This is a genomic window from Kitasatospora sp. NPDC051705 (assembly GCF_044453265.1).
Lineage (GTDB): Bacteria > Actinomycetota > Actinomycetes > Streptomycetales > Streptomycetaceae > Kitasatospora.
On record NZ_JBITCO010000016.1, the window covers coordinates 136397 to 160459 of the forward strand.

The following is a 24063-nucleotide window of genomic DNA, read 5'->3' on the forward strand; positions in this document are numbered from 1 at the left end:
CGCAGGCCCGCCGTCCGCCGCCGCCGGGGGCCGGAGGGTCACCGGCGGCGGCCGGGGGTCACCGGGCCGCCGCCGGCTGCGGTGCGCAGAGCAGGGCGGCCCGCAGGTCCAGCCGGTCCCGCAGGCGGGCCAGGTTGCGGCCGGTCAGCTCCTCGATCCGGCGGATCCGGTAGTGCACGGTGTTGACGTGGATGTGCAGCGACTCCGCCGTCCGGGCCCAGGATCCGTCGTGGTCCAGGAAGACGGCCAGGGTGCCCAGCAGCGAGACGCTGTTCTCCTGGTCGTGCGTGGTCAGCGGGGCCAGCAGCCGGGCGTGGAAGGCCGCCGTCACCTCCGGCGGGATGCCGCGCAGCAGCCCGTCCAGCGAGTCCAGGTCGGCGGCGCTGCCGACCGGGCCGGCCGAGCCCTCCAGCACGTACCGGGCCTGCACCAGCGCCGCCCGCAGGGCGGCGGGGGCGGGCGCGGCGGCCGGTCCGACACCGACCCGCAGGGTGCGCCGGCCGGCCAGCCGGGCCTGGAGCGCGGGCCGGGCCCGGCGCAGCCGCTCGGCGACCCGTTCGACGGGCGCGGCCACCAGCGCGGCGGACCGCCCGGCGCGGTCGGTCCCGGCGGCGTACGGCACGCCGAGCGGGTGCAGCGCCTCGGCCAGCGCGTACGCGGCCCAGGCGGCGGGCGTGCCCGCGCCGGGGTCGTCGGCCCGGCCGCCGTCGATCCGCGCGGTGACGGCGACCAGCGCCTCGGTCTCGCCCAGCCCGCACCCGGCGAGCGGTTCGGCGAGCCCGCCCTCCCCGGCGAGCGCGTCCAGCAGCCGCCCGGCGGCCCGGCGCCGGGCGTCGGCGTCGGCGCGGGCCCGGGCGGCGAGCGGTGAGAGCAGCTCGGCCAGGCCCTGCAGCACGGGTTCGGCCGCCGCGGTGGCCAGGTGCGGGCGCAGCCGCCAGCCGTCGAACGGCGAGCCGTCCTGCGGGCCGACCGGCAGCCCGGTGTCGCCGCGGCCGGCGGACGGGACGGGCGTGGCGGTGGTGGCGACGGCCCGGCCGCCGGTGGTGGTGATCGAGCAGTCCGGGACCCCGAGCCGGCCGACGGCGTGCGCCAGCACCCCGCCGGCCCCGGCGTCGGCGCGCAGCAGGTCGAGCAGTTCGCGCCGGACGGTCTCCGGGATGGCGGCGGCGTCCTGGGCGCCGGCCCGCAGGTCGCCCCAGAGCCGGAGGTAGACGCGGTCGGTGACGGCGCGGAAGCTGACCCCGGCGGGCACCGCGAGCAGCGGGATGCCGTGGGTGCGGCAGGCCTCGGCGAGGCTGTCCGGGATGCTGCCGTGGGTGCCCTCGCCGGCCAGCAGCGCCGCCACGCCCGCGCTGCGCAGGGCGGTGGCGAAGCGCAGCGCGCCGGAGGCGTCGGCGGGCTGCCACCAGACCAGTCCGGTGAGCACGAGTTCGCCGGGCTGGAGGTAGCGGGCCGGGTCCTGGAGGTCGGTGGAGCTGACCCCGGTCACCGGGCGGTCGAGCAGGTCCGGCGTGCCCCAGGCCAGCCGGATGTCCAGGTCGTCGAGGTTCAGCAGGTCGCCGACGATCATCTCTCGCTCATCTCTCGCTCGCTCTCGCCTTGTGCTCAGCGCGGGACCGTGTCTCGCAAGTGCAAGGTTCAGGTGCGCACTGGCATCGTAAATGCAAGTGGGATGGCGGTGAATCGTCTTGTCGGATCATCCAGCGCGGGGCCCTTCGGCTGGTGCTGGGAACCAGTCGTCCGCCCGATTGCGGGGTTGCTTCAATCGGCGCGGGGCGCGTCGCAGCCTGTCTCCTCCGGCGCGCCCCGCACGTCGGCCGCCTCGTCCGCGCCGGCGCCGCGTGTCCGCGGATGCGAGCTGAAAGCGCCGTCCGCCATGGCGGATGCCACTGAAGGAAAGCTTTCAGCGTGGCTTCTGCGAATGCCCGGGCTCCCCCTCGGGTAACCCCCTCCCGGGTCGCGACGGTGCGGCCCGGGAGGAGGGAGCACCATGACCCCGGCCAGACCCACCGCGCTGACGGCGGCGCCCACCGTCCGGCTGCACGGCCACCTCGACCGGCCCGCGGAGCTGACGGTGGAGCAGCTGCGCGCCCTCCCGGCCCACCGCGTCGAGGTCGGCTTCGACTGCCTGAGCGAGGGCGAGCAGCGCCACGGGTACGAGGGCCCGGCGCTCTGGGACGTGCTGTGCGCGGCCGGGCCGCGGATCGACTTCTCCGGCCGCAAGCAGCGGCTGCGCTTCCTGCTGTCCGTCAGCGGTGCGGACGGTCACCGGGCCGTGGTGTCCTGGGCCGAGATCGACCCGGACTTCGGCGGCCAGCGGATCCTGCTGGCGACCAGCATGGACGGCGTGCCGCTGGACGCGGCCGGCCCGCAGCTGGTCGTGCCCGACGACCACTGCGGGGCCCCGCTACGTCAGCGGCGTCACCGCGGTCTGGCTCGGCCCGCTGGGCGCGCCGGCGTCCTGAGCGGCCGACCGGCGGGCGTCCGCCCACGCGGGTGCCGCCGGGTGCCGCCGGGTGCCGCCGGGGGAGCCGCGCTGCGGGCCGGGCGGCGCGGGCCGCAGCGCGGCGCGTCGGGCGCGTCAGGCCGTCGCGAGCGAGACCTCGGTCGACTTGATCAGGGCGACGACCGGCGAACCGGCCGCCAGGCCCAGGTCGGCCGCCGCGTCCGCGGTGATCGCGGCGGTCAGCGCGCCGCCCGCGACGTCGACCTTGACCCCGGCCATCGCGCCGCCGGTGGCGACCTCGGTGACCGTGCCGGGGATCTGGTTGCGGATGCTGAGCCCGGCGACGGGGCCGGTGGCCAGGGCGACCTCGGTGGACTTCACCAGGGCCTGGACGGAGCTGCCCGCGCTCAGCCCGAGGTCCTTCACGGCGTCCACCGTGACGGCGGCGGTGAGTTCCTGGCCCGAGTCGAGCCGGACCTTGACGGTGGCCATCACCTCGCCGGTGGTGACGGAGCTGACGGTGCCGGGCAGCTGGTTGCGGATGCTGAGGCTCATGCGGGGGCCTTCCGATCGTGTTCCGCGGGCGGAACGAGGGTGTTCCGGCCGTGCCGCCTTCCACCCTAGTGCGTGGAAAGTCGCAGGTCAGAGGGCATTTCGCGACGTGATCGACGCCCCGTCGCAGCTGCCATGGCGATCACCGCCCCCGGCTCGCATCCGCCGGTCGGCCCGGGCCGGGGATCCGCCGGGACCCTCCGGCCGGGTGTACGCCTGACGGTCCGTCGGGGACGATGGGGCCATGACCGTCGATCTCGCCTTCGCCGAAGGCTTCGCCCGGACCTGGGCCGCCGACTGGAACTCCCGCGACCTGGAGCGCATCCTCGCGCACTTCACCGAGGACGTGGTCTTCGCCTCGCCCCGGATCCGGGTGCTCACCGGCGAGCCGCTGGACGAGGTGCGCGGCAAGGAGGCGCTGCGGGCCTACTGGCGGCAGGGCCTGGAGCGCCTGCCGAACCTGCACTTCACCGTCGAGGACGTCCGCGCCTCGGTGGACACCGTGGTCATCAACTACCGCAACGAGCGCGGCCAGGCCGTCGCCGAGGTGCTGACCTTCCGTGACGGCCTGGTCTGCCGGGGGCTCGGCGCGTACGGCCCGGAGGCCTGACCCGCTCGCCCGGGCGGGGCGGAGCGGGGCGGGGAACGCGGTGGACAAACCACTCGCCGGACGCGGTTTTCCGTGTCAACATGCCCCATATGGGGACGATCCTGCGCGGCACCCTCGTCACGCTCCGCCCGGCCACGACCGAGGACATCCCGGCCCTGGTGGCCATCCGCGCCACGCCCGAGGTCTTCGCGCGCTGGCGGGGCGGTGACGACCTGGCCGACGCGGTCGCCACCGACCTGGCGGAGCCGGACACCGAGACCTTCGCGGTCGACGTGGGCGGCCGGGTGGTCGGCGCCATCCAGTGGTACGCCAACAACGACGACGAGTACCGGCACGCCGGCATCGACCTCTACCTGGACCCGTCGGTGCACGGCCTGGGCCTGGGCACCGACGCCGTCCGCACGATGGCCCGCCACCTGGTGCACGAGCACCACTACCACCGGCTGATCATCGACCCGGCCGCGGACAACGCCGCCGCGATCCGCTGCTACAGCAAGGTCGGCTTCCGTGCGGTCGGCACCATGCGCCAGTACGAGCGGGGTCCGGACGGCACCTGGCACGACAACCTGCTGATGGACCTGATCGCGGACGAGCTGGTCGACGGCTGACCAGGAGCGCCCCCCGGCGCGAACTCCCCGGGCACACGGGCGACTTGTCGTCCGCGTACCCGGGAACCGGCTCGGCTGACGCTCGGCAGACCGGTGTCGGGCCCGCGTCGGACCGGCGTCGGACCGGCGTCAGCCCCGGGACGCGCCGTCCGCGGCCGGGCAGCCGCAGGAGCGCCGCAGCACCAGCCTGGCCGGGAACGTCCGCGCCCCGGTGGAGCGCTCCTCGGCGCCGCCGAGCACGAGGTCCACGGCCGCGCGGGCCATCTCGTCCTGCCCGGTGGTGACGGTGGTCAGCGCGGGCCCGGCGATCACCGCCTCGGCGATGTCGTCGAAGCCGGCCACCGCGAGCTGCTCGGGCACCCGGATGCCCAGGTCGTCGGCGGCCCGCAGCAGGCCGATCGCCTGGTCGTCCGTCGCGCAGAACACGGCGGACGGCCGGTCGGGCCGGGACAGCAGGGTGAGCGCCTCGGCGTGCGCCCGGACGCGGTCGAACGGCGCCGCCGTCAGCCTCCCCGCGGGGGTCAGGCCGACCTCGGCCAGCGCGGCGGCCCAGCCGGCCGTCCGCCCCGTCACCGGGTCGTGCGGGCTGAGCGAGAGCGTCCCGCCGAAGCAGTGCACCTCGGCGTGCCCGTGCCCGAGCAGGTGGCGGACCACCTCGCGGGCGCCGCCCTCGTCGTCCGCCACCACGGCGACGCCGCCGGAGCTCTCGGCCCGGTGGTGCAGCAGGACGACGGGCGTGCCGTCGCCCACGTCGAAGCCGGTGAGGCCGGGGGTGGCCGGGTCCTGGGTGACCAGGATCAGGCCGTCCACCTGCATCCCGAGGAAGGCGCGGATGTAGTGGGCCTCGCGCTCGTCCACGTAGTCGGAGTTGCCGATCAGCAGCAGTCGGCCGTGCTCGGTGGCGGCCTGCTCGACCGCGTGGGCGAGGCCGGCGAAGAACGGCTGGCGGGCGTCCGGCACGACCATCCCGAGCAGGTTGGTCCGCCGCCGGGCCATCGCCTGGGCGACCCGGTTGGGGCGGTACCCGAGCTCCTCCACGGCCGCGAGCACCCGCGCCCGGGTCGCCGGCGCCACCGGCCGCGGTCCGTCGTTGATCACATAACTCACGACCGCCGTGGACGTCCCCGCCACCCGTGCCACATCGTCCCGCGTCACCCTCGCCATGCCCGCGAGCCTACACAGCGGCACCGACCGGTCCCTCGCCCGCCGGTGCCGCCGCCCACCGCCGGGACTCGATCGGCCCCCTGCGGTTGCGGGGCCCGCGGCCCGGGCCGGAGGGTGGCGGGACAGGCGCCGACCCGGCGCCCCCCGCCGACCGTGGGAGCAGGCCGATGACCGCCTCGCCGCACCGGCGGGCCGTCCGGTCCCCGCGCCCGGCGGCCCGGCCGCGGGTCCGGATCCCCGGCCGGGCGCGGGCCGCGGTCGCCCCGCCGGCCCGGCCGAGGGTGCGGCCCTGGCGCGCCTACGCGGTGCTCGCGGTGATCGCCCTGCTGGTCGCCGCCGGGCTACTGCTCTACTTCGACGAGCGCTCCAGCCGGGGCCACGTCCAGGTGGTGGGCCCGGAGAGCTCCGAGACCGGCCCGGACGTCCTGGAGGTCTACGTGCTGCTCCAGCGGGTGGACGCGGCCGCGCAGACGCTCACCACCAAGATCCTGGTCGAGCCGCACGGGGCGCTGCAGGTGCCGGACCGGCCGCTGGTCCCGGTCCAGGACGTGGTGCTGGAGACCACCTCGCTGGAGCAGACCACGCTCCGGTACCCGGCGGGCCAGCAGATCCCCTCCGGCCTGGTCTCCTTCAGCCTGGTCGGCGGACGGATCACCGACTACCCCTTCGACCGCTACCACACGGCCATCGGCTTCCAGGCGACCGTCGGGGGCAGACCGGTGCCCGTGGTGATCGGGATCGAGGAGGGCGACCCGTTCTTCGCCTTCCGGCAGGGCGAGCAGGAGAGCGAGGACTTCGCCGTCGGGGTGACGGAACGGATCAGCCGCTCGCGCAGCACCTTCATCCTGGCCTGGTTCATGATCGCCGCGATGTGGGCGCTGGCGTTGTCGGTGCTGGTCGCGGCCTGGCTGATCGTCCGGCAGCGGCGCGGGATGCTCTGGCCGGCCCTGGGCTGGATGGCCGCGACGCTGTTCGCCCTGGTCGGCATGCGCAACGCCGCGCCCGGCAGCCCGCCGATCGGCTCGCTGCTGGACTACGCGGCCTTCTTCTGGGCCGAGCTGCTGGTCGCGGTGGGCCTGACCATGGTGGTGGTGCGCGGGGCGCGGATCGAGGGCGGGCACGGGCCGGACCGCCGGCCCTAGGGGCGGCAGCACACCCCGGGGCTCGCCCCGGCCCGCCGGCCGTACGCCTCAGCGTCCGTCCGGCACGATCACGGTCAGCGCGGTGCTCAGCAGGGTGAAGCCGAGGCGCTCGTAGACCCGGCGGGCGGGGTTGCCGTCGGTGACCGCCAGCCGCACCTCGGGGAGCCCCCGCCCGGCGGCGTCGCCGACCACCCGGCGCAGCAGGTCGGCGCCGAGGCCGCGGTAGCCGCGCTCCGGGTGGCGGAACACCTCGGCGACCCACGGCACGCCGTCGCGGTCGGTGAGCACCACCCCGGCGACCACCGCGCCCCGCTCGTCCACGGCGAGCACGCTGGACGGCAGCACCGGCCCGATGGCCTTCCCGGCGAGCAGCGGGACGAGCCGTTCGGCCAGCGCCCGGGCGTCGTCCCCCGCGAAGCGGTCGACGTGACCGGGGGCGAAGGCGGCCCGCCAGGCTTCGAACAGCTCCTCGGGGGCGCGGTCGCAGGGCGCCGCGTGCAGGCCCGCCCGCAGGGGTGCGGCGGCCCAGTCGGCGGGCGGCGGGTCGGTGCGCAGGTCCCGCCCCAGGGTGTGGGCGTGCCGCAGCACGGTCGCGCCGTCGTCCAGCAGGGCCCGCCCGAACTCGGGGGTGCCGGAGACCACCCACCCGGCCATCCGGGACCGGACGAAACCCACCGGGTCCGCGGCGCCGTCCCGCACCTCCAGCAGGTCGGCCCAGGGCCGGCCCTCCCGTTCGCCGGGCAGGTAGTCCACCACCGGCACGCCGTCGTCGTCGCAGCCCGTCACCCGGTCCGTCTCGGTCACGCCTGGCCCCCTCGTCGGGATCGTCCGTCCGCCGCTCATGCTCGGCGACGGCGCGGCCGCGGGGCAAACGGATTGTCAGGCGACCACCGCGGCCCGGACGCAGAGCACGTCCGGCAGGTGGGCGAGCAGCTGCGACCAGCTCTCGCCCTCGTCGCGGCTGCCGTAGACGTCGCCGGTCCGGTTGCCGAAGTAGATCCCGGCCGGTTCGGCGTCGTCGGTGCGCAGCGCGTCGCGCAGCACGACGCCGTAGTGGTCCTCGCCGGGCAGCCCGTCGGCGAGCGGCTGCCAGCTGTCGCCGCCGTCGGTGGTGCGGAAGATCCGGCAGCGCCGACCGGGCGGGACGCGGTCGTCGGAGCCGCCGAGCGGGAACAGGTAGGCGGTGCCGGCCCGGCGCGGGTGGGCGGCGACGGCGAAGCCGAACTCGGCCGGCAGTCCGTCGACGATGGAGTGCCAGTTCGCGCCCCAGTCGTCGCTGCGGTAGACGCCGCCGTGGTTCTGCAGGTAGAGGCGGTCGGGGTGGACCGGGTCCGGTGCGATCTTGTGCACGCACTGGCCGAACTCCGGGTACTGGCCGCCGGGCGGGAGGAACTCGGCGCGCAGGCCGGTGTTGGAGGGCTGCCAGCTGTCGCCGCCGTCCTTGCTGCGGTAGACGCCGCCGCTGGAGACGGCGACCAGCAACCGCTGTGGGTCGCGCGGGTCGGTGAGGACGGTGTGGAGCCCCTGGCCGCCGTAGCCGGCGCCCCATTCGGCGCGCTGCGGGTGGTCCCAGAGCGACTCGACCAGGGCGAAGGTCTCGCCGCCGTCCTCGGACCGGAACAGCGCGGCGGGCTCGGTGCCCGCGTAGACGACGCCGGGCGCCTCCGGACCGGCCGGCTGGAGCTGCCAGACCCGGGTGAGCGAGGCGCCGGTGGACTCCGGGAACCGGATCGCCGGCCGCGCCGGCTCGGTCCAGGTGGCGCCGAGGTCGTCGGAGCGCCAGACCGACGGCCCCCAGTGGCTGCTGTCGGCGCCGACCAGCAGCCGGGTGCGCCCGGCGCGGCGGTCGACGGAGACGGCGTAGACCGCGTTCATCGGGAAGTGCGGCCCGCTGAACTCCCAGTCCAGCCGGTCACGACTGCGGCCGAGAAAGAGGCCCTTCTCGGTTCCGACGGCCAACAGCACCTCGGTCATGCCTCACACCACCTGGTCGACGCGACGCCCCCGGGACGGCCCCCGACTGCCAGTGTCCCGCCGTCCACCGGCGGCCACACCTCGCCGCGCCGGGTCCTGCGGAGGTGCTCGCCGCCGGGGGCCCGGAGCTCAGCCCCGGCAGCCCTCCAGCAGCCGCAGCCACACCTCGCTGATCGTCGGGTAGGCGGGCACGGCGTGCCAGAGCCGGTCGATGGGCACCTCGCCGACCACGGCGACGGTCGCCGAGTGCAGCAGTTCGGCGACGCCGGGGCCGACCAGGCACGCCCCGACCAGCACCTGCCGGTCGAGGTCGAAGACCACCCGGGCCCGGCCCCGGTAGTCGTCGCCGTACAGCGAGGCCCCGGCGACGGCGCCGAGGTCGTGGTCGACGGTCCGGACCCGCAGCCCGGCCCGCTCGGCCGCCTCGAGGGTGAGACCGACGGCCGCGACCTCCGGTTGGGTGAACACCACCTGCGGCGCTCCCGCGCTGTCGGCAGACGCGGCGTGCACGCCCCAGCGCGCGGTGTCCAGCGCACGCCCTTCGGCGCGGGCCGCGATCGCCCCGCCGGCGATCCGGGCCTGGTACTTGCCCTGGTGGGTGAGCAGCGCCCGGTGGTTGACGTCCCCCACGGCGTACAGCCACTCCCCGTCCACGCCGAGCACCGTGCAGCTGTCGTCCACCTCCAGCCAGTCGCCCGGCTTCAGCCCCACCTGCTCCAGCCCGACGTCGGCGGTGCGCGGGGCGCGGCCGGTCGCGTAGAGCACCTCGTCGACGGTCAGCCGCTCGCCGTCGCCGGAGCCCTGCCCGTCATCGGAGCCCTGCCCGTCACCGGACGGCCCGCGGCCGGTGAGGGTCAGCACCACCGGCCCGGTGCCGCCCGTGCGCTCCAGCGCGGTGACCTCCACCCCGAAGCGGACGTCCACCCCGGCGTCCCGCAGCCCCTCGGTGACCAGCTCGCCCGCGAAGGGCTCCATCTTCGGCAGCAGCCCGGCGCCGCGCACCAGCAGCACCACCTCGGAGCCGAGCGCCCGCCAGGCGGCGGCCATCTCCACCCCGACCACCCCGCCGCCGACCACGGCCAACCGGCCGGGCACCGACGGCGAGCCGGTCGCCTCCCGGTTGGTCCACGGGTGGGCCTCCGCCAGCCCGGGCACGCCGGTGGGCAGCACCGGGCGGCTGCCGGTGCACACGGCGACGGCGTGCCGGGCGGTGAGCACCCGCTCGCTGCCGTCCTCGGCCTCCACCGTGACGGTCCGCACGCCGGCCAGCCGGCCGTGGCCGCGCACCAGGTCGATCCCGGTGTCCCGCAGCCAGCCGACCTGGCCGTCGTCGTTCCAGTGCGAGGTGAAGGAGTCCCGCCGGGCCAGCACCGCGGCCGGGTCCAGCCGGCCGTCGCCGACCGCCTCCCGGGAGCCGGCCACTGCGCGGGCGTCGGCCAGCGCGGCCACCGGGCGCAGCAGCGCCTTGCTCGGCATGCAGGCCCAGTACGAGCACTCGCCGCCGACCAGTTCGGCCTCCACGATCACCGTGCGCAGCCCGGCGGCGACGGCCCGGTCGGCAACGTTCTCGCCGGTCGGGCCGGCTCCCAGGACGATGACGTCGTACTCCTCGGCGGTGCTGGTCATGCCCCGTCCCTTCGGCTCGGGTCCGGCCGCCCCGCCGGACCGGCGCCGGGCCGCGTGCCCGGCGCCGTGCCCATCCTGCGACGTCCGCCCTGGTTCGCGCAGTCGAACACGCGGACCGGGCACGGTCGGGACAGTGCCGGGGCACGGTCGGGACAGTGCCCCGGCGCGCCCGGGCACGCCCGGACGCGGCTCTCGCACCGGGTCAGAGCCGGGCCAGCTCCGCCAGCAGCGCCGCCGTGTCGTCGGGGCGGGAGAACATCGGCCAGTGCCCGGTGGGGAGTTCGCGCAGTTCCCAGTTCGGCCCGTCCAGCCCGGCGAACCAGGGGTGGCCGGACGCGACCATCGCCCGCACCTGGGCGATCGGGAACGAGCAGGACACCAGGGCCTGCGGCAGCGCCGCCCCCGCGCCGGTCAGCCGCAGCCGGTCCCGGTAGGCCCCGGCCGGCTGCGGGGTGGCCCGCTCACGGATCCGGGCCAGCGCGGCCCCGTCCAGACCGGCCGCGCCGGCGCCGTGGGCGGCGAGGAACTCCCAGGACGGCATCGGCAGGCGGCCGTCCACCACCGAGGCGTCGGCGGCCTCGCGGTAGTCCGGCGGCCAGAGGTCGTACAGCGACCCGCCGTCGATCACCGGCCCGCTGTCCAGGTAGACCACCCGGCGGATCCGCTCGGGCATCCGGTCCGCCACCCCGCCCGCCGGGGCGCAGCCGCCGCTGTGCGCGACCAGCACCACCTCCCAGAGGTCCTCCCGGACCAGCAGGTCGGCCAGCGCGGTGACGTGGTCCGCCAGCCCGATCGGCTCACGGTCCCCGGCGCGCTCCGCGACCCCGGGCAGGGTGACCGGGTGGACGGCGTGCCCGGCCGCCCGCAGCGGAGCGGCCACCTCGTCCCAGGCCCAGGCGCCCAGCCAGAATCCGGGGACCAGTACGAACGTGCTCATGGGGGATCACTCCTCGTCGTGGTGCGGGGCCGTGTCGCGACGACTCTAGGGTCCGCCCCGGCGATCGGCCCGCAACCGGCGACGACCGGCGGGACGGGGCCCGGGGGAGGGGAGCGGATCCGGACGGCGCCGGCGGGGAGGACGCCGCCGGCGCGGAACGCACCGGGGCCCGGGGAGAGGACTCCCCGGGCCCCGACGCGGGTGGCCTCAGGCCTGGCCCCCGGCCGCCTGCTCCTCGGCGACCTTGCGCTTCACCTCGGCCATGTCCAGCCCGCGGGCCTGGCCGATCAGGTCCTCGAACACCGCCTCGGGCAGCGCACCGGCCTGCGAGAAGACCAGCACGCCCTCGCGGATGATCGCCAGCGTCGGGATGGACTGGATCCCGAACGCGGACGCCAGCTCCTGCTGCGCCTCTGTGTCCACCTTGGCGAAGACGAGGTCCGAGTGGCGCTCGGCCGCCTTCTCGTACACCGGGGCGAACTGCCGGCACGGCCCGCACCACCCGGCCCAGAAGTCGATGAAGACGAAGTCCTTGCCCTCCGGGCCGGGGACGATGTCGTCGAAGTTCTCCTTGGTCAGCTCGACCGTGCTGCTCATCTCGCGATTCCTTCCCTTCCGGAGGAGGCGGTTCAGACCGTGTGCTCGCGACAACCGCGCCCCCCGACGGGGTATTCCGGCGCCGGCCGGGGCCGGTTTGAGCAGTCGGGCGCCGCTTCGCGTACTTGAGGGTGTCCACCCGTCCACCGACCGCGGGAGCACCTCATGCGCAGCAATCGCCGAACCCGCCGGGCCGCCGTGCTGGCCGCCTCCGGCATCGCGGCGGCCGCCCTGGTCGCCGGTTGCGGGTCGTCCGGGTCCAGCGCACCCGCCGCGCCCGCGAGCCCGAGCGCACCGGCCACCCCGGCACCGAGCACCCCGGCACCGAGCACGCCGGGCACGGCGGCGAACACCTCCCTGCAGACCGCCACCGACCCGAAGCTCGGCACGATCGTCACCGACGGCGCCGGGTTCACCCTCTACCGCTTCGACCATGACCAGAGCAGCCCGTCGAAGGCCACCTGCAACGGCGACTGCGCCTCGCTGTGGCCGCCGGAGCAGGACAACGGCAACGTCATGCTCAAGGGCATCGACGCCAAGCTGGTCGGCAGCGTCACCCGCGACGACGGCACCAAGCAGGTCACCCTGAACGGCTGGCCGGCCTACCGCTACTCGCCGGACTCCAAGCCCGGCGACACCAAGGGCCAGGGCGTCGGCGGGGCGTGGTTCGCGCTGACCCCGAGCGGCGGCAAGGCGGGCACCACCGGGAGCTCCACCCCGATGCCGTCCACCCCCGCCAGCCCCAAGCCCAGTGCACCGAGCAGCGGCTACGGCTACTGAGCCGACCGCCGCGGTCCGTCCGCCCTCGACCGGGAGACCAGGGTGCGCAACGATGAAGTGGTGACCGAGGAGCATCCCGGCGGCGGCAGGTCCGCCCGCGGTACGGGGGCGCCGGACGAGGAGCTGATGCGCGCCCTCTACCACGAGCACGCCGGGCCGCTCTTCGGGTTCGTCCTCCACCTCGTCGCGGGGGACCGGCAGCGGGCCGAGGACGTCGTCCAGGAGACGCTGGTCCGGGCCTGGCGCAACATCGACCGGCTCGACCCGGGGGCCGGATCGCTGCGGCCCTGGCTGGTCACGGTCGCGCGGCGGATCGTCATCGACGGCCACCGCAGCGCCCGGGCCAGGCCCCGGGAGGTGGACGCGGCGGCACTGGAACTGATGCCCGCCGAGGACGAACTCGACCGTGCCCTGCGGATGATGACGGTCGCGGACGCACTGGGCGACCTCTCGGCGGCGCACCGCGAGATCATCGTCGAGACCTATCTGAAGGGCCGCACCGCAGCCGAGGCGGCCGCCGAACTCGGCATCCCGGCCGGGACCGTCCGGTCGCGGGTGTTCTACGCACTGCGCTCGCTCAGGCTCGCGCTGGAGGAGAGGGGAGTGACCTCGTGACCAAGCGCCCCGACCCCGTGCCCGGCGGCCCGGAGCAGGTCCCCGGTGTCCCCGGCGTGCCCGGTGCCCCCGGCGGGTCCGGCGGCGTCCCCGGCGCCGGACCGGACCACGTCGACGTCGGCGCGTACGTCCTCGACCTGCTGGAACCCGCCGAGCGCGCCGCGTTCGAGCGGCACCTCGCCACCTGCCCGCAGTGCACCGAGCAGGTGGCGCGGCTCGGCTTCGTGGAGCCGCTGCTGGCCGAGTACGCCGCCTCGGCGACGGCGGCCGGCCTCGATCCGGCCGGCCCGGCCCCGCGTCCGGGCCCGGAGCTCCTGGACCGGCTGGTCGCCGAGGTGGCGTCCGGACGGCGGCGGGGCCGGGTGCGGCGGCTGGTGCTGGCCCTGGCCGCGGCCGTGCTGGTGGCCACCGGCCCCGCCGTCACGGCCGCGGTGCTCACCGCCGGTTCCACGCCGGCCGTGGTCGCCGTCGCCGAGCAGTTCAGCGCCACCGACCCGGGCACCGGCGCCCGGGCCACCGTCGGCGTGGACGCGATGCCCTGGGGGAGCCAGGTGAGTCTGCAACTCTCCGGCGTCCACGGGCCGTTGACCTGCCGTCTGGTCGCCGTGTCGCACACCGGCGAGCGGCAGACGGTCACCACCTGGAGCGTCCCGGCCGGCACCTACGGGAACCCGGGCGGCCCCGCCGAGCTGCGCACCGGCGGCGGTGCGGCGCTCCAGCCGGGGGACATCGACCACTTCGAGGTGCGCGTCCAGAACAGCAACGCCCTGCTGGTCGCCGTCCCGGCGCACCGCGCCTGAGCCGTCCCGGCGCACCGCGCCCGAGCGGCGGGGGCGACCGCGTCCCGGGGCCGGCCCGTCACCACGCCGGATCGAAGCACGGACGCACCTCGTACGCCTCCAGCCGCTCGACCCGCTCCGGACCCCGGACACCAGGCCAGCGCGGGTTCGGCAGGCCTTGGCCGGTCATGTGCTCCCGCTGCCGGATCCCGCTCCTGCCGACCCGCAGGGCCGGCTCGAAGCTGTGCAGGCCGCCGCACGGACACGGCTGCCGCACCCACGCGCAGACCCGGCAGAGCCCGGCGAGGCCGTGGCCGGTCGAGAGCTCCAGGAGCGGCCCCTCCTCGCCGCAGCCAGGGCAGCCGGGCAGCTCGGCGCCGTCCAGCAGCGCGTTCTGCCGCCGCACGAAGTCCGGCAGCGCCAGCGGCGGGTGGATGAACGGGTCGTGCCGCCAGGCCGCGTCCGGCGCGCCCCACCGGGGCCGGCGCCACCACGGCGGCTCGGCCTGCCCGCGCCGCCCGGCCCGCTTCTCGGCGCGCCGCTGCGCCGCGTACCGCTCCGCCCGCGCGAGCCAGAGCACCCGAGCCCCGTGGAGCTCCTCCACGGCCCGCCCCAGCGCGTCCGGGTCGGCCTCCAGCAGCCGCGGGATCCGGGCGCTGAGCGTGAGGTGGTGGTACGTCGCGTGGTAGCCGTAGGGCGCGAAGGAGGTCAGGCAGGTCCGCAGGGCGCCGTGCCGGCGGTGGAGCGGGAGCCCGGCGTCGTGCACCCGGGCCCGGTGGGTGAGGAAGCCGGTCATCGGGCCGGCTCCCGGTACCGGGCCGGCTCCCGGTCCACGGCCCGGACGCGCACGCAGCCGTCCGGGGCGGTGGTCGGGGCGTGCGGGGCAGGCGTCATCGGCGTCATCGGCCGATCATGCCGGATCGGCTGGCCTGGTGTTCACGGTGGGTGCGGCGCACTCTGGAGGAGTAACCGATGGAGGTGATCCGCCATGCAGACTCTGGTCGGTTGGCACATCGAGATGGAGTTCCGCGAGGACGGTGCGCGGACGACCGCCGCCGCCATGCTCCGGCTCCGCGACGGCAGTGAACTACGGGCCCACGGCTACAGCAGCCGCCACCCCTCGGACCCGGAGCAGCTGCGGGTCGGCGAGGAGATCGCGGGGGCGCGGGCGCTCAACGACCTGGCCTCGCAGCTCCTCACCAAGGCCCACGGCGAGATCCAGGAGGTCAGCCCCGTCCCGACCCACCCGCTGACGTGAGCCGGCACCCGGAGGGCGACCACACCGGCGAGCCGTACCACACGCGCATCCCGCTGATCTGTCCGCGCTGCGGGCACGAGCAGCGGGTCGTGCCCGGCGGCCCCGGCCGGGCGGTCAAGGTCGTGCACGCGGGGACGGGCCAGGAGGCCTGCGAGTCCGCCGACCTGGCGAAGGCGCCGGAGGAGGGGGTCGGGTGAGGGCCTTGGCGCGCCCGCTGCGGACGGCGGACGCGCCTCAGTTGACGCAGTAGCCCGTCGGCGGCTCCCACTCCGGCCCGACCAGTCGGCGCTCCACCTCGTTGAGCGTGATGCGGATGCCGACCGTCCCGGCCAGCCCGACCCGGAACCTGCTGCGGGCCAGCGCGAGCACCGCCGTCAGGCCGTACTTGTTGATCAGCTCGGTGCGGTAGCGGGCGGTCGCGTCCTCGTCGCAGAGCCGGGCCCGGGCCGGGACGCTGCGCCCGGTCGGGCGGCCGTGGGCGTCGCAGGGGCCGACCAGCACCCGGGGGTGGTGCCGGATCCGTTCGGCCTCGCCGGAGTGCGCGGGGGTCCAGATGCCGAGCGCGGTGCCGTCGGCCACGACCCAGGTCTGCGAGTCCCGGCGGCTGCCGTCCTCGCCGAAGGTGGTGAGCCGGAGGTACTTGCTGTCGGCGAGCTGGTCGGTCCGGTGGTGCACGACGTCCTCCCTCTGGCGTGGGGGCCGGGCCCGGTCAGTGACCGTGGCCCCGGGTGATCCCGCGGTACTCCTCGGCGGTGGGGCCGGCGATCCGGGCGTGCTCGCCGTGCAGCCCGCGGGACAGCCTCGCGCGGACGCGGGTGAGCGCACCCGCGGGGCGGGCGACACCATTCTCGTCGACCCGGGCCGGTAGTTCGAGGGGGCGCGGCCGCTCGGGTGCCGTGAGCCGGTGCAGTTCGGCGGGCGCGAGCGGGGCGTGCACCTCGGTGTACTCGCCGTGCGGCAGACGCCGGACGACGCCGGTCTCACGCCCGTGCAGCACCTTGTCCCGGTCGCGCCGCTGCAGGCCGAGGCACCAGCGCTTGGTGATCACGAAGACGGCCACCGGGACGGCGAGGGCGCCGATCCGCACGGCGTACGTGATGGCGTTCAGCGACAGGTGCAGATGGGTGGCGATCAGGTCGTTGCCGCCGCCGGCCAGCATCACCAGGTACAGGCTGATCCAGGCGGCGCCGAGCGCGGTGCGGACGGGGGCGTCGCGCGGCCGGTCCAGCAGATGGCGCTCCCGCCCGTCGGGGGTGAGCCAGGCCTCGACGAACGGGTAGGCCGCGACGGCGCCCAGGACGACCGGGAAGAGGGCGAAGGGGATCAGCACGCCCAGGTTGAGGGTGTGGCCCGCGAGCCCGACCTCCCAGCCGGGCATCACCCGGATCAGGCCCTCGGCGAAGCCCATGTACCAGTCCGGCTGGGCGTCGGTGGAGACCTGGTCCGGCCGGTACGGTCCGTACGCCCAGATCGGGTTGATGGTGGCGACGGCCGACACCAGGGCGATGACGCCGAAGACCAGGAAGAAGAACCCGCCCGCCTTGGCCAGGTAGACGGGCATCAGCGGCATGCCGACGACGTTGCGCTCCGTCCGGCCGGGCCCCGCCCACTGGGTGTGCTTGTGGTGGAAGACCAGGATCAGGTGGGCGACCAGCAGCGCGACCATGACGCCGGGGACGAGCAGCACGTGGACGGAGAAGAACCGCGGGACGACGTCGTGCCCGGGGAACTCGCCGCCGAACAGGAACATCTGCAGGTAGCTGCCGACCAGCGGTACGGCCAGCAGCACGCCCTCGATGAACCGGATGCCGGTGCCGGAGAGCAGGTCGTCGGGGAGCGAGTAGCCGAGGAAGCCGTCCAGCATGCCGAGGAAGAGCAGCAGGAAGCCGAAGAGCCAGTTGACCTCGCGCGGCTTGCGGAACGCGCCGGTGAAGAACACCCGCATCATGTGGACGAACATGGCCGCCACGAAGACCACCGCGGCCCAGTGGTGGATCTGCCGGATCAGCAGGCCGCCGCGGACCTCGAAGCCGATGTCGACCGTGGAGGCGTAGGCCTCGGACATCGGCACGCCCTTCAGCGGGACGTACGAGCCGTGGTAGACCACCTCGGCCATGCTCGGCTTGAAGAACAGGGTCAGCCAGACACCGGTCAGGACGATGATCAGGAAGGTGTACAGGCAGATCTCGCCCAGCATGAAGGACCAGTGGTCCGGGAAGACCTTGCGCAGGTTCGCCCTGGCCAGGGTGTGGATCCCCAGCCTGCCGTCCGCCCAGTCGGCGGCCCGTCGCCCCCGCCCTGGGGCCTGATTCCGGGTCATGTGCACGCACCTCAGTCCGATGGAAGCGGGGATAGTTCCCCGTTTCACGCTGGGGCCACCATAATCGGGGAGTGATCCCCGTTTCCACCCCGGGGTGTCCCGGACCGCCCGGTGGTCGGACCCCCCGGGCCGGACGGCCGGCCCGGCGCTGCGTGCGGGCCGCACGCGCCCGGAACCCGGAAACGGCGAGCGGCCCGCCCGGCGTCGTGGAGACACCGGACGGGCCGCGTACGCACCCGAGTGGACCCGCAGGCGTCAGTGCACCAGCACCGGCACCTCGTCGGCCTTCGCCGCACCGGCGCCCGACTCCTGGGCCAGCGACGGCCGGCCCGCGTTGACGAAGGTGAAGGCGATCGCGGCGGCCGCCACCAGGATCCCGAAGGACACCCAGATCGCGGTCGTGAAGCCGTGCACCATACCGCCGAACTGCACGGCCTTGGCGGCCTGCGGCGAGGCGGCCGCGGCGCCGGCGTGGGCGGCCAGCCAGCTGGTGGTGGCGCTGGCCGCGATGGTGTTCAGCAGCGCGGTGCCGATGGCGCCGCCGACCTGCTGCGAGGTGTTGACCATCGCGGAGGCCACGCCCGCGTCCCGCGGCTGGACCCCGTAGGTGGCCAGGCTCATCGCCGGCATGAACGCGGTGCCCATGCCGAGGCCCATCAGGACCAGTCCGGGCAGGATCAGCACCGGGTAGGAGGTGTCCAGGCCGATGTTGGTCAGCAGCAGCATGCCCATCGAGGCGACCAGGAAGCCGGGCGCCATCAGGTAGCGCGCCGGGACGCGGGTCATCAGCCGGGCGCCGATCTGGGTCGAGCCGGTGATCATGCCCGCCACCATCGGCAGGAACGCCACGCCGGTCAGCACCGGGCTGTAGCCCAGCACGATCTGCAGGTAGTAGGTCAGGAACAGGAACAGGCCGAACATGCCGATCACGGCCAGGCCCAGCGACAGGTACACGCCGCCGCGGTTGCGGTTCAGCACCACGCGCAGCGGCAGCAGCGGGGCCTTGACCTTCCGCTCCACCAGCACGAACGCGGTCAGCAGCACCGCGGCCGCGACGAACAGCGCCAGCGTGCTGCCGGCCGTCCAGCCGCTGGACTCGGCGCGGGTGAAGCCGTACACCAGGGAGACCAGGCCGGTGGTCACCAGCAGGACGCCGGGGACGTCCAGACGGTTGCGGTTGCGGCCCTCGGCGGGCTCGCGGATCACCATGACGGCGCCGGCGGCGGCCACGATGGCGAACGGGATGTTGACGAAGAAGGTCCAGCGCCAGTTCATGTACTCGGTCAGCAGGCCGCCGAGGATCAGGCCGATGGCGCCACCGCCACCGGCGATCGCCCCGTAGATGCCGAAGGCCTTCGCGCGCTCCTTCGCCTCGGTGAAGGTCACCGCGAGCAGCGACAGCGCGGCCGGCGCGAGCAGCGCGCCGAACACGCCCTGCAGGGCGCGCGCGCCGAGCAGCATCGCGGTGTTGGCCGCGAAGCCGCCGAGCGCGGAGGCCACCGCGAAGCCGGTCAGGCCGACGATGAAGGTCCGCTTGCGGCCCCAGAGGTCCGCGATCCGGCCGCCGAACAGCAGCAGGCCGCCGAAGGCCAGCGCGTAGGCCGTGATCACCCACTGGCGGTTGCCGTCGGAGATGCCCAGGTCGCGCTGGGCGGACGGAAGGGCGATGTTCACGATGGTGGCGTCGAGGACGACCATCAGCTGGGCGAGGCCGATGAATATCAGCGCCTTCCAGCGCCGGGGATCGGGCAGCGTCGCCGGTCGGGCGTCGGTTCCAGGCATGGGGGTACTCACTTCACGGTGCGTGGCGTGCGGGAACGGTCGGGTCACCGTGCGGCTCGCCGCCTCACGGGGCGGTCGCGGCCGGACGGTCGGTCGGGTGCGGTCGGTCGGGGCCCGGGCGTGCCGGGGCGGTCCCGGCGGTCCGGTCCGGACGGCGCGGGAGGTCGGGTCGGTCGGTGGTGCTACCGGTGGTCGGTCAGTGGGGGTCGGAAGTCCTCGAAGGTCGCCGCCCGGCCCGGGAGGACCGAACGGGCCGGCGCGCGCAGGCCGTCCAGGAACAGCTGCAGGTGCCGGTGGACGAAGTCGTCGAGCAGCTGGCAGGACGTCCCCGGCAGCGGCCGGGTCAGCTGGCTCATCGCGATGACCAGGTCGCCGTGTTCGGCGTCCGGCCGCAGCTCGCCCGCCGCCCGCGCGCGCTCCATCAGGCCGCTCACGGCGGCCGTCAGGCGCTCACGGGCCTCGGTGAGGTCCGGGTCGTACGGGTCCACGTGGCTGGTGAACACCGGGCAGAGCGCGCCGACCTTCTCCGCGACGGTCGCGTGCGCGAACCGCTGCAGAGCGTCGAACGGGCCCCCGCCACCCGGGGCGTCCGCGTCCGCCGCCGCCGTTTCGGCGATGGCCAGGACGCGGTTCTTGACCAGCAGCGCCACCTCGCGGATCAGTGCCCTGCGGTCGGGGAAGTTACGGTACAGCGTGGCGTTGCCCACCCCGGCCCGCTTCGCGATCTCGTCCAGCGGCACGTCCGCACCGTGTTCGACGAAGGCGTCGCGGGCAGCCAGGACGATCCGTTCCCGGTTGCGGGTCGCGTCGGCGCGCAGCTTGGGCGCGCGAACGGTCTCCACGGGACGGACCGGCTCGGTGGCTGCGGTGGTCACGGCGACTGCTCCTCCAGGATACCGGGGAAGTTCTCCCCGCTTGTGCCTACGAAGATGCAAACGGGGATTCCGTCCCCGGAAATTTCAGCTCCGGATGTGACCTGCATCACATGCTCCCGGCGTGCCCGTCACCCGCGCCGCCCGGGCCGCGGGCGAGCCGCCGTGCACCGTCGTCGGACTCGGGACGGTCCGTGACCGCCCGCCGCTCGGCGCGTTGACCCCGGGGAACGCCGGAGTGGAGGAGGAAGGCCCGTGACCGCGATCTCCGATCGTCCGCAGATGCAGCCGGAGGAATTCGAGGAGCTCGCCCGTGGTGCGGCCCGGACCCTCGAACGCCTCCGGCTGGAGTTCATCGACGGGAAGCTGCGGGTCAAGCCCGTGCCGGACGGCGACCACGGCCGGATCGTCCAGTGGTTGTTCCGGACCTGCACCCGGGCCCGGCCGGAGCTCCACCTGCACGACCAGGGGTTGAGGATCGAGGGTCCCCATCCCCATGGTGGATACGCCCGGCCGGACGGCACGCTGGCTCATCAGGACGCGTTCGTCGGCGAGGGGGAGTGGGCCGGGACCGACGCCGTACTGATGGTCGTCGAGGTCGCCTCCTACGATTCCGACACCGATCGGCGCGACCGTGTAGAGAAGCCCCGTGCCTACGGCGAGTCCGGTGTCCCGGTCTACCTGCTGATCGACCGGGACTCCGCCGAGGTGACCGTCTACAGCCAGCCTGACGGCGTGCGCTACGAGACCGCCCACACGGTTCCGTTCGGCAAGGCCGTCCGGCTGCCCGAGCCGGTGGGGATCGTGCTGGACACCGAGCCGCTGAAGAACTGGGTCCGCTGAACCCGGCCATGCCTTCCCGGGGGCGCTCGGCCGCGCGGCCTAGGCTGAGGGCGTCCCGGGCGGCCGGTGGGCCGTGGGAGTCGGGAGGGGCCCGGCGGCCGGGTGGCGAGGAGGTCCGGGATGGGCAGCGGTGAGACCGCCAGGGTGCGCTGCGTGGCGGCCGTTCCGTGCTGGGTGAGCCTGATGGCCCGGGACCTGGAGGGGGCCAAGGAGTTCTACGGTCCCCTGCTCGGCTGGGAGTTCGAGCCGGGCCCGGACCGGTTCGGCCCCTACGTGCACGCGGTGACGGGCGGGGAGGCGGTCGCCGGGCTGGGGGTCACGGGCGCCGGCTGGGACATTCCGGTGTCGTGGACCAGCTACTTCGGCACCGAGAGCGCGGACGCCGCCGCCGACGCGGTGCGTGAGCGCGGGGCGACCCTCGCGGTGGGCCCGCTGGCCTTCGACGCCGGGCGGGTGGCCTTCGCCGCGGACCCGGCCGGGGCGGTGTTCGGCATCTGGGAGGGCCCGCCGGGCCGGGCCCGGCGGCTGGACCTGCCGGGCGCGCCGGTCTGGATCGAGCTGCGCACGCCGGACCCGTTCGCGGCGGCGCTGTTCTACGGCGAGGTGTTCCGCTGGGACGGCCGAGACCCGGAGCGCTTCGAGGTCCGCTGGGAGCACGACCGGGTGGTGTTGCGGACGGAGGGGCACAGCGTCGCGGCGCTGGCCAAGGAGCAGACGGACGGCCCCGCGGGGCTGCCGCCGCACTGGGAGGTGTCCTTCGCCGTCCCGGACACCGACCGGGCGGTGGCCCGGGCCGAGGAGCTGGGCGGCTCGGCGCTGGGCCCGGCCTTCGACTCGCCGTACGGGCGGGTGGCCCGGCTGCGGGACCGCGAGGGCGGCCGGTTCGCGGTGATCAGCCCGAAGGGCTGACGGTCACGGGGCCGCCCCGGCGGCCTCTCCGGCCGGGCCGGCGTCCGCACCGCCCGTACCGTTCCCGACGCCCGCACCGCCCGTACCGTTCCCGGCGTCCGTGGGGTCCTGGGCGGGCTCCGCGCGTTCGGCCCGCAGCCGGTCCCCGAGGGCCGCGCGGGCGGCGGCGGGCAGGGCCTTGCGGGCGGCGGGGAAGAGCTGCTTCTCCTCGCCGGCCAGGTGCCGGCGGAGGGTGTCGGCCAGTCCGCGCAGCAGGGGGTCGAAGCCGGGGTCGTCGGCGGGCAGGCCCTGCAGGTCGGAGAGGTACTGCCCGATCGCGAGGTGGTCGTGGATGCTGCTGAACACCAGCGCCCCGCCCTCGGGCACGTCGTGCTGCACGACGGGGAAGAGGTGCTCCTCCTCGGCCGCGCAGTGGGTGAACAGCAGGTCGGTGAGGCGGGTCAGCAGGTCGGCGCGTTCGGCGGCGCCCGCGGGTGCGGCCTCGACCCGGTCGAGCAGCTCGGTGACCGCCCGGTGGTCGGCGGTGAACTCGCCGAGGATGTCCGGCCTGCGGCTCATGGCGCGCCCGCCTCTCGAACGGAAACCTTCCCCCGCTCCCTCCAGTATCCGGCGTCGGCCGCCGGATCCTCCCCCGGGGCGGCGCGGACGGGGCGGGGGCGGGGGTGTCGCCGCAGGTCAGGGGTGGTCGCGTCGCCCGGTGAGGGCGAGCAGCCGGGTCTGCGGGCCCGCGTCGTCGGGGGCGGGCAGGGGCGGGTCGAAGAGGCCGCTGCCGGAGAGGTCCCCGTAACCGGTGATCTCGCCGAGGGCGAAGTCGACGAGTTCCGCCGGGAGCCGGGTGCGCCGACCGATGCCGTCGGCGAGGTCCCAGGCGTGGATGACGAGGTCGGTCGTGAGCTGGTCGAGGTAGTACTGGCCGGAGACGTCGCCGAAGGACAGGTGGACGGTGAGCTCGGTGGCGCCGGGGACGGCGAAGGCCTCCCGGGCGGCCGCGGCGGCACCGGCCCAGGCGGCGACGGGGTCACTGCCGAGGACGTCGCCGTCGAAGCGCCCGCCGACCTCGGAGACGGTGGCGCCCATCAGGAGTTCGGGGATCCAGAGCTGTTCGCCGGTGAGGTGGTTGACGAGGTCGCGGACGGACCAGTCGGCGCACGGGGTGGGGGCGCCCCACTGGTCGGGGGCGATCAGGCGGACGCGTTCGTCGAAGGCCGCGAGGGCCTGGGCGTACGGCGTGCCGGGGTCCGCGGCCGGTCGGTGGTGCCTGCGTTGGGCCATGTCTCCACCCTGCCCCGGGCGGGGTCCGGCCCGCGAGTCGCTCACGGACCGTCAGTTGTTCAAATTCGAACTCCAAGGTACGGTCGAGGAGCGGCCGGTTCAAATTTGAACAACAGCTGCGGGGCGACGGCCCCGCCCGTGCTGCACCGCCACACCCCTACGACCGACCCCGATCGATGGAGACGCGCATGCCGAGCAGCAGCCCGAGCACGACCGCCCCCACCACCGCCACCGTCCGCCCGGGCCGGGCGACCCCCGGTCCCGCGGCGACCTCGCCGCACGCCTACGACGCCGGACTCCTGCTCCTGCGCCTGGTCCTCGGCCTGACCATGGCCGCGCACGGCAGCCAGAAGCTGTTCGGCTGGTTCGGCGGCGGGGGGATCGACGGCACCGGTCAGTTCTTCACCATGAGCGGCTACCCGGCGGGCGACACCATGGCCGTGGTCGCCGGCCTCACCGAGACGCTCGGCGGACTCGCGCTCGCCGTCGGCCTGTTGACGCCGCTGGCGGGTGCCGCGATCGTCGGGACGATGGTCAACGCGATCGCCGTCACCTGGGGCGGCGGCTTCTTCGCCCCGAAGGGCAGCGAGTACGAGCTGCTGCTGACCGCGGGTGCCGCGGCGCTCGCGCTGACCGGCCCGGGCCGGTACGCCGTGGACCGCTTCCTGCCGGTGCTGCGCGCGCACCGGCTGGCCTACGGGGCGGCCGCCGTCCTGGTCGGCCTGGTGACGGCTGGCGCGATCCTGCTGCTGCGCAAGTAGCGCCCCGGACCGCCGGCGGGGCGGAGCGGGTCCGTGGACCGTGGCGCCCGGAGGGTCCGCGACGAGGCCGTGGTGACGAACCGTCACCACGGCCTCGTCGTCGTCCCGTTCCCGTTCGAACCGATCTCGGCTCAGGGGCTGTTCAACGTCATGTGATGTGTGCCATGGTACATGTCACACTCCCCACCGTGTGCACGGCGGAGCCGCCCCCACGCG

28 protein-coding genes and 1 pseudogene are annotated in these 24063 nt (G+C 75.3%); 14 read left to right on the forward strand and 15 right to left on the reverse strand.

Annotated elements, in window-relative coordinates:
- Positions 1 to 58: 58 nt before the first annotated feature.
- Complete coding sequence (locus tag ACIA8Q_RS21435; protein ID WP_360214190.1) at positions 59 to 1570, reverse strand: PucR family transcriptional regulator; 1512 nt, start codon at positions 1568 to 1570, stop codon at positions 59 to 61.
- Between the two features lie 420 nt (positions 1571 to 1990).
- On the opposite strand from ACIA8Q_RS21435, the pseudogene ACIA8Q_RS21440 reads away from it, so the two are divergent.
- Positions 1991 to 2302: pseudogene (locus ACIA8Q_RS21440) on the forward strand (hypothetical protein); the annotation flags it as partial.
- Positions 2303 to 2581: 279 nt separating this feature from the next.
- Here ACIA8Q_RS21440 and ACIA8Q_RS21445 read toward each other — a convergent pair.
- Entirely contained in the window at positions 2582 to 3001 is a 420-nt protein-coding gene (locus ACIA8Q_RS21445; RefSeq protein ID WP_360214194.1) for a TOBE domain-containing protein, read from the reverse strand.
- A 241-nt stretch (positions 3002 to 3242) separates the two neighbouring features.
- On the opposite strand from ACIA8Q_RS21445, the gene ACIA8Q_RS21450 reads away from it, so the two are divergent.
- Complete coding sequence (locus tag ACIA8Q_RS21450; protein WP_396317555.1) at positions 3243 to 3608, forward strand: nuclear transport factor 2 family protein; 366 nt, start codon at positions 3243 to 3245, stop codon at positions 3606 to 3608.
- Between the two features lie 89 nt (positions 3609 to 3697).
- Positions 3698 to 4216, forward strand: coding sequence for a GNAT family protein (locus ACIA8Q_RS21455; RefSeq protein WP_360214198.1), 519 nt, complete (start codon positions 3698 to 3700; stop codon positions 4214 to 4216).
- Positions 4217 to 4345: 129 nt separating this feature from the next.
- On the opposite strand, the gene ACIA8Q_RS21460 is transcribed toward ACIA8Q_RS21455, so the two are convergent.
- On the reverse strand, positions 4346 to 5380 hold the full coding sequence (locus tag ACIA8Q_RS21460) for a LacI family DNA-binding transcriptional regulator (RefSeq protein ID WP_360214200.1): 1035 nt from the start codon (positions 5378 to 5380) through the stop codon (positions 4346 to 4348).
- Between the two features lie 167 nt (positions 5381 to 5547).
- On the opposite strand from ACIA8Q_RS21460, the gene ACIA8Q_RS21465 reads away from it, so the two are divergent.
- Positions 5548 to 6522 (forward strand): DUF4436 family protein, encoded by a 975-nt coding sequence (locus ACIA8Q_RS21465; protein WP_387904955.1) that lies wholly within the window; start codon positions 5548 to 5550, stop codon positions 6520 to 6522.
- Positions 6523 to 6570: 48 nt separating this feature from the next.
- On the opposite strand, the gene ACIA8Q_RS21470 is transcribed toward ACIA8Q_RS21465, so the two are convergent.
- From ACIA8Q_RS21470 to ACIA8Q_RS21490, 5 genes are all read right to left on the reverse strand, one after another.
- Positions 6571 to 7326 carry a GNAT family N-acetyltransferase gene (locus ACIA8Q_RS21470; protein WP_360214204.1) on the reverse strand — a complete coding sequence of 252 codons (756 nt, stop codon included), beginning with the start codon at positions 7324 to 7326 and terminating at the stop codon, positions 6571 to 6573.
- Between the two features lie 75 nt (positions 7327 to 7401).
- The gene (locus tag ACIA8Q_RS21475) at positions 7402 to 8496 is read right to left on the reverse strand and encodes a WD40/YVTN/BNR-like repeat-containing protein (RefSeq protein ID WP_387904959.1); all 1095 of its coding nucleotides are present in this window, start codon (positions 8494 to 8496) and stop codon (positions 7402 to 7404) included.
- 129 nt (positions 8497 to 8625) lie between these two features.
- A complete protein-coding gene (locus ACIA8Q_RS21480) occupies positions 8626 to 10122 on the reverse strand; it encodes an NAD(P)/FAD-dependent oxidoreductase (RefSeq protein WP_360214208.1) in 1497 nt (498 codons plus the stop codon).
- A 202-nt stretch (positions 10123 to 10324) separates the two neighbouring features.
- Positions 10325 to 11059 (reverse strand): alpha/beta hydrolase, encoded by a 735-nt coding sequence (locus ACIA8Q_RS21485; protein WP_360214210.1) that lies wholly within the window; start codon positions 11057 to 11059, stop codon positions 10325 to 10327.
- A 207-nt stretch (positions 11060 to 11266) separates the two neighbouring features.
- The gene (locus tag ACIA8Q_RS21490; RefSeq protein ID WP_360214212.1) at positions 11267 to 11656 is read right to left on the reverse strand and encodes a thioredoxin domain-containing protein; all 390 of its coding nucleotides are present in this window, start codon (positions 11654 to 11656) and stop codon (positions 11267 to 11269) included.
- 165 nt (positions 11657 to 11821) lie between these two features.
- On the opposite strand from ACIA8Q_RS21490, the gene ACIA8Q_RS21495 reads away from it, so the two are divergent.
- Genes ACIA8Q_RS21495 through ACIA8Q_RS21505 form a run of 3 tightly spaced genes read left to right on the forward strand, consistent with a single transcriptional unit; the run spans position 11822 to position 13851 of the window.
- Entirely contained in the window at positions 11822 to 12436 is a 615-nt protein-coding gene (locus ACIA8Q_RS21495) for a hypothetical protein (RefSeq protein WP_360214214.1), read from the forward strand.
- Between the two features lie 42 nt (positions 12437 to 12478).
- Complete coding sequence (locus ACIA8Q_RS21500) at positions 12479 to 13051, forward strand: sigma-70 family RNA polymerase sigma factor (RefSeq protein WP_387904967.1); 573 nt, start codon at positions 12479 to 12481, stop codon at positions 13049 to 13051.
- Complete coding sequence (locus tag ACIA8Q_RS21505) at positions 13048 to 13851, forward strand: zf-HC2 domain-containing protein (RefSeq protein WP_360214216.1); 804 nt, start codon at positions 13048 to 13050, stop codon at positions 13849 to 13851. The genes ACIA8Q_RS21500 and ACIA8Q_RS21505 overlap by 4 nt, the downstream gene beginning before the upstream one ends.
- Positions 13852 to 13909: 58 nt before the next feature.
- Here ACIA8Q_RS21505 and ACIA8Q_RS21510 read toward each other — a convergent pair whose 3' ends face one another.
- The gene (locus ACIA8Q_RS21510) at positions 13910 to 14626 is read right to left on the reverse strand and encodes a hypothetical protein (RefSeq protein ID WP_360214218.1); all 717 of its coding nucleotides are present in this window, start codon (positions 14624 to 14626) and stop codon (positions 13910 to 13912) included.
- Between the two features lie 192 nt (positions 14627 to 14818).
- On the opposite strand from ACIA8Q_RS21510, the gene ACIA8Q_RS21515 reads away from it, so the two are divergent.
- Together ACIA8Q_RS21515 and ACIA8Q_RS21520 are read left to right on the forward strand one after the other, a co-directional pair.
- On the forward strand, positions 14819 to 15088 hold the full coding sequence (locus ACIA8Q_RS21515) for a DUF1876 domain-containing protein (RefSeq protein ID WP_360214220.1): 270 nt from the start codon (positions 14819 to 14821) through the stop codon (positions 15086 to 15088).
- Positions 15085 to 15285, forward strand: coding sequence for a hypothetical protein (locus ACIA8Q_RS21520; RefSeq protein WP_360214222.1), 201 nt, complete (start codon positions 15085 to 15087; stop codon positions 15283 to 15285). Before ACIA8Q_RS21515 ends, ACIA8Q_RS21520 begins: the two co-directional genes overlap by 4 nt.
- 37 nt (positions 15286 to 15322) lie before the next feature.
- Here the strand turns inward: ACIA8Q_RS21520 and ACIA8Q_RS21525 are convergent, their stop codons facing one another.
- From ACIA8Q_RS21525 to ACIA8Q_RS21540, 4 genes are all read right to left on the reverse strand, one after another.
- A complete protein-coding gene (locus ACIA8Q_RS21525) occupies positions 15323 to 15763 on the reverse strand; it encodes a PPOX class F420-dependent oxidoreductase (RefSeq protein WP_360214225.1) in 441 nt (146 codons plus the stop codon).
- Between the two features lie 34 nt (positions 15764 to 15797).
- Entirely contained in the window at positions 15798 to 17408 is a 1611-nt protein-coding gene (locus ACIA8Q_RS21530; protein WP_360214227.1) for a cytochrome bc complex cytochrome b subunit, read from the reverse strand.
- A 255-nt stretch (positions 17409 to 17663) separates the two neighbouring features.
- Positions 17664 to 19190, reverse strand: coding sequence for an MFS transporter (locus ACIA8Q_RS21535; RefSeq protein ID WP_360214229.1), 1527 nt, complete (start codon positions 19188 to 19190; stop codon positions 17664 to 17666).
- A gap of 182 nt (positions 19191 to 19372) precedes the next feature.
- A complete protein-coding gene (locus ACIA8Q_RS21540) occupies positions 19373 to 20065 on the reverse strand; it encodes a TetR/AcrR family transcriptional regulator (protein WP_360214231.1) in 693 nt (230 codons plus the stop codon).
- 121 nt (positions 20066 to 20186) lie between these two features.
- On the opposite strand from ACIA8Q_RS21540, the gene ACIA8Q_RS21545 reads away from it, so the two are divergent.
- The 3 genes from ACIA8Q_RS21545 (at position 20187) to ACIA8Q_RS21555 (ending at position 21814) form a co-directional block, all read left to right on the forward strand.
- Positions 20187 to 20321, forward strand: a complete 135-nt coding sequence (locus tag ACIA8Q_RS21545) for a hypothetical protein (protein ID WP_360214233.1) — start codon at positions 20187 to 20189, stop codon at positions 20319 to 20321.
- The gene (locus ACIA8Q_RS21550) at positions 20318 to 20905 is read left to right on the forward strand and encodes a Uma2 family endonuclease (RefSeq protein WP_360214235.1); all 588 of its coding nucleotides are present in this window, start codon (positions 20318 to 20320) and stop codon (positions 20903 to 20905) included. The genes ACIA8Q_RS21545 and ACIA8Q_RS21550 overlap by 4 nt, the downstream gene beginning before the upstream one ends.
- Positions 20906 to 21025: 120 nt before the next feature.
- A complete protein-coding gene (locus tag ACIA8Q_RS21555; protein WP_360214237.1) occupies positions 21026 to 21814 on the forward strand; it encodes a VOC family protein in 789 nt (262 codons plus the stop codon).
- A gap of 3 nt (positions 21815 to 21817) precedes the next feature.
- Here the strand turns inward: ACIA8Q_RS21555 and ACIA8Q_RS21560 are convergent, their stop codons facing one another.
- Entirely contained in the window at positions 21818 to 22372 is a 555-nt protein-coding gene (locus tag ACIA8Q_RS21560; protein WP_360214239.1) for a hemerythrin domain-containing protein, read from the reverse strand.
- A 117-nt stretch (positions 22373 to 22489) separates the two neighbouring features.
- Positions 22490 to 23086 (reverse strand): TIGR03086 family metal-binding protein, encoded by a 597-nt coding sequence (locus ACIA8Q_RS21565; protein ID WP_360214241.1) that lies wholly within the window; start codon positions 23084 to 23086, stop codon positions 22490 to 22492.
- Between the two features lie 188 nt (positions 23087 to 23274).
- Here ACIA8Q_RS21565 and ACIA8Q_RS21570 point away from each other — a divergent pair, with 188 nt between their 5' ends.
- On the forward strand, positions 23275 to 23847 hold the full coding sequence (locus ACIA8Q_RS21570; protein ID WP_360214243.1) for a DoxX family protein: 573 nt from the start codon (positions 23275 to 23277) through the stop codon (positions 23845 to 23847).
- 33 nt (positions 23848 to 23880) lie between these two features.
- Entirely contained in the window at positions 23881 to 24003 is a 123-nt protein-coding gene (locus ACIA8Q_RS21575) for a hypothetical protein (protein ID WP_360214245.1), read from the forward strand.
- Positions 24004 to 24063 lie beyond the last annotated feature (60 nt).